The 3,933-nt window shown below is 71.3% G+C and carries 3 protein-coding genes; 1 reads left to right on the top strand and 2 read right to left on the bottom strand.

Annotation, left to right across the window (positions count from 1 at the left end; genetic code table 11):
- Nucleotides 1-465: 465 nt before the first annotated feature.
- Together ACTUAL_RS09790 and ACTUAL_RS09785 are read right to left on the bottom strand one after the other, a co-directional pair.
- The gene (locus ACTUAL_RS09790; protein ID WP_096496343.1) at nucleotides 466-1,392 is read right to left on the bottom strand and encodes a GNAT family N-acetyltransferase; all 927 of its coding nucleotides are present in this window, start codon (nucleotides 1,390-1,392) and stop codon (nucleotides 466-468) included.
- A gap of 10 nt (nucleotides 1,393-1,402) precedes the next feature.
- Nucleotides 1,403-2,233, bottom strand: a complete 831-nt coding sequence (locus tag ACTUAL_RS09785) for a class I SAM-dependent methyltransferase (RefSeq protein ID WP_096496342.1) — start codon at nucleotides 2,231-2,233, stop codon at nucleotides 1,403-1,405.
- A 190-nt stretch (nucleotides 2,234-2,423) separates the two neighbouring features.
- Here ACTUAL_RS09785 and rpsA point away from each other — a divergent pair, with 190 nt between their 5' ends.
- Nucleotides 2,424-3,911 carry a 30S ribosomal protein S1 gene (gene rpsA, locus ACTUAL_RS09780; protein WP_096496341.1) on the top strand — a complete coding sequence of 496 codons (1,488 nt, stop codon included), beginning with the start codon at nucleotides 2,424-2,426 and terminating at the stop codon, nucleotides 3,909-3,911.
- Nucleotides 3,912-3,933 lie beyond the last annotated feature (22 nt).

The raw sequence follows: 3,933 nt of genomic DNA, 5'->3' as shown, positions 1-3,933 counted from the left end.
GCGCGGCGGGTTGGGCGAGGGGCGAGGCGCTGGGGTGCTGAACACAGGGTGCTGAACGCGGGGTGTTGAACGCGGGGTGTTGAACGCGGGGTGTTGAACGCGGGGTGTTGAACGCGGGGTGCGAGGCGCGAAACCGGGTTGGCCATCAGCGCGGGTTGCGAAACCGGGTTGGCGATCAACGCGGGTTGCGGAACCGGGTTGGCGATCGGCGCGGGTTGCGGAGCCAGGAGTAGATGGCGGCGCGAGCCACGAAGCCTTGCGTGGGGCGTGGGGCGTGGGCGCGAGCCTGGCGCGTGCGTCGGCGCGAGGCGCGGAACCGGGGGAGCGGCCCCGTGTCGGCGGGTGAACGGACCGCTCACCCGGAGAACGAGGGCGTGCGGCAGCGTCCCGGTAGCCCGCTCCAGGTTAAGCCGCCCCAGCCCTCCGCAGCCCCCTCTCGAACGGGTGGTGGTCCACCGCGCTGGTTCAGCGCAGCGCCCCCGCGGGGCGGACCTCCCACATCGTCCACAGCGGCCGGTAGCCCTGGCGGGGCCAGAACACCGACGACAGGGGGTTCGGCGGGTTGTAGTAGAGGTACGTGCCCACCGCGCCCATCCGGTGCAGCTCGCGGTGCACGTGCGCCATCAGCTGCTGCCCGACGCCCGACCCCCGCGCCCCCGGCAGCACCGACACGCAGTTCACGTACCCCCACCGCCCCGGCGGCAGCCGGGTCGACGCCGAGTTGCCCGGCTCCGAGAGGACCATCGCGCACTCGGCCAGCCCGACCGCGACCCCCTCCCGCTCGGCCAGCCACGTCGGCCCGCCCGCGGCCAGCCGCTCGGCCAGCGCCCGCCGCTTCAGCGCGACCGCCTCCGGCCGGTTCACCGTCGACCCCACCATCGACGAGTACCGCAGCTCGGCCATCGCCAGCTCCAGCACCGCCTCCAGGTCCGACGGCTTGGCCCGCCGGATCACCAGCGACCCGCTCCGGGAGGCGGGCGCGGGCCCCCGTCGCACCGCCACCACCGACAGCGGCACCATGCCGTGGTCCATCAGCACCGAGCCCGACTCGACGTCCCGGCTCGGCCAGGTCAGCACGCACGCCGAGTCCCGCTCGGCCGGTCCGACCAGCTCCATCCGCCTGCGCCACGCCCGCATCAGCGCGTCCATGCCCGCAGGCCCCGCGCCGCCCAGCAGCGGCGTCAGCTCCCACACCTCGGTGGCCGACCACAGCCGAGCGGGCGAGTTCCGCTCGTGCACCTGCTGCTGGAGCACCCCCGCGACCCGCGTCCCGTCGGGGAGCGCGGCCGTGACCACGTCCCCGTCCAGCGGCGCGATCATCGGGGGCAGCACCGGGTCGATCCCGGCCAGCCGCGCGCTCTGCGCATCCGCCAGCCCCCGCGCGACCGTCATGCCCCGCAGGTTACGTCCTGCGCGTCCGCAAGATCACGGTGCCCGGGAACAGCCCGCCGCGCAGCGGGCTCCACTGCCCCCACGTCCTGGTGTGCCCCGCGGGCCACTCCGGCTCGACCACGTCGACCAGCTCGAAGCCCGAGGCCACCAGCGCCCGCACGTAGTCGCCCAGCGTCCGGTGGTGCTCCACGTACGTGGCGCGCCCGTCGTCGTCCACCTCGACGTACGGCGTCCGGTCGAAGTACGAGTGCGTCACGGTCAGCCCGGCCGGACCGGGGTCGTCCGGGAAGATCCACCTCATCGGGTGGTTCACCGCGAACACCCACGGCGCCCCCGGCCGCAGCACGCGGGCCACCTCGTCGAAGACCGACGCCACGTCCGCCACGAACGGCACCGCGCCGAACGCCGAGCAGGCCGCGTCGAAGCTCGCGTCCGCGAACGGCAGCTGGTCCGCGCTCGCCTGCACCAGCGGCACGGCGATCCCGGTCCGCCCGGCCGCCGCCACCGCGTGCCGCAGCATCCCCGCCGAGATGTCCAGCCCGACCGGCTCGGCGCCCTGCGCGGCCAGCCAGCGGGAGCACGGGGCCGACCCGCAACCGATCTCCAGCACCCGCTTGCCGGTCACCTGACCGAGGTAACGGGCCTCGGATTCGCGCACTCCCTCGGGACACCAGACGAAGTCCGCGGCCCCCAGGAAATCACCGTGCTGGGCGTGGTAGTCGTCCGCATCGGCGTCCCACCAGAGCCGATTGGCGGAGCGGGACTCCTCCGCGTCGGCGAACCGCTGGGCCACTCCGGTGGTGCCGAGCGCGCGCTCCGCGCTCACGTGCTGGTCGGACACACTGCTCCTTCTCGGGGACCATTTGCCCGGTGGTCTCGGGGCCGCGTACGATACCGGCGCGTAGTGGGTTCGCGCTGCCCGTGATCGGTGAACACTCTGGGAGTCGGTCTCCGCGGTCGGGCGTGCCCGATGCGACAGCGTTCCACCCGCAGGTCAGACAACCCCAATCCGTACCGGAGCCACCTACCTAATGTCCACCGACACCACCACTGTCCCGGCTGCCGTCGCGCCGAAGCAGGTCGCTATCAACGATATCGGGACGGAGGAGGACTTCCTCGCCGCTATCGACAAGACCATCAAGTACTTCAACGATGGCGATATCGTCGAGGGCACGATCGTCAAGGTCGACCGGGACGAGGTCCTGCTCGACATCGGCTACAAGACCGAGGGCGTCATCCCCTCGCGCGAGTTGTCGATCAAGCACGACGTGGACCCCAACGAGGTCGTCAAGGTCGGCGACGAGGTTGAGGCCCTTGTTCTCCAGAAGGAGGACAAGGAGGGGCGTCTGATCCTGTCGAAGAAGCGCGCCCAGTACGAGCGCGCCTGGGGCACCATCGAGGCCCTCAAGGAGAAGGACGAGCCCGTCAAGGGCACCGTCATCGAGGTCGTCAAGGGCGGCCTCATCCTGGACATCGGCCTCCGGGGCTTCCTCCCGGCCTCGCTCGTCGAGATGCGCCGCGTCCGCGACCTGCAGCCGTACGTCGGCCGCGAGCTCGAAGCCAAGATCATCGAGCTGGACAAGAACCGCAACAACGTGGTCCTGTCCCGCCGCGCCTGGCTGGAGCAGACGCAGTCCGAGGTCCGCAGCGAGTTCCTCAACCAGCTGCAGAAGGGCCAGGTCCGCAAGGGCGTCGTGTCCTCCATCGTCAACTTCGGCGCCTTCGTGGACCTGGGTGGCGTGGACGGCCTCGTGCACGTCTCCGAGCTCTCCTGGAAGCACATCGACCACCCCTCCGAGGTCGTCGAGGTCGGCCAGGAGGTCACGGTCGAGGTCCTGGACGTCGACATGGAGCGCGAGCGCGTCTCCCTGTCGCTGAAGGCGACCCAGGAAGACCCGTGGCGCCAGTTCGCCCGCACCCACGCGATCGGCCAGATCGTGCCGGGCAAGGTCACCAAGCTGGTTCCGTTCGGCGCGTTCGTCCGCGTGGACGAGGGCATCGAGGGCCTGGTCCACATCTCCGAGCTGGCCGAGCGCCACGTGGAGATCCCGGAGCAGGTCGTGCAGGTCGGCGACGACGTCATGGTCAAGGTCATCGACATCGACCTGGACCGCCGCCGGATCTCGCTGTCGCTCAAGCAGGCCAACGAGGGCTTCACGGTCGACTCCGAGTTCGACCCGACCCAGTACGGCATGGCCGCCGAGTACGACGACCAGGGGAACTACATCTACCCCGAGGGCTTCGACCCGGAGACCCAGGAGTGGCAGGAAGGCTTCGACAAGCAGCGCGAGGAGTGGGAGCGGCAGTACGCCGAGGCCCACACGCGCTACGAGGCCCACATGAAGCAGGTCGCCAAGGCCGCCGCCGCCGAGGAAGAGGCCGCGGGCGAGACCAACTACTCGTCCGGTGGCGACGCCCCGGCCGCGTCGTCGGGTGGCGCTCCGGCTCAGGCCGGCGGCACGCTGGCCAGCGACGAGCAGCTCGCGGCGCTCCGCGAGAAGCTGTCGGGCGGCATGTGAGACGACGCGTCAGCGCGTCTTC

This window comes from Actinosynnema sp. (assembly GCF_052038725.1).
Note: the sequence above shows the minus strand (reverse complement) of the source record. Positions and strands in the feature narration are given on the sequence as shown.

What these genes read in the sequence shown, in the direction of transcription:
- ACTUAL_RS09790 (WP_096496343.1), bottom strand. Translation starts at nt 1,392, where the DNA reads ATGACGGTCGCGCGGGGGCTGGCGGATGCGCAGAGCGCGCGGCTGGCC.
- rpsA (WP_096496341.1), top strand. Translation starts at nt 2,424, where the DNA reads ATGTCCACCGACACCACCACTGTCCCGGCTGCCGTCGCGCCGAAGCAG.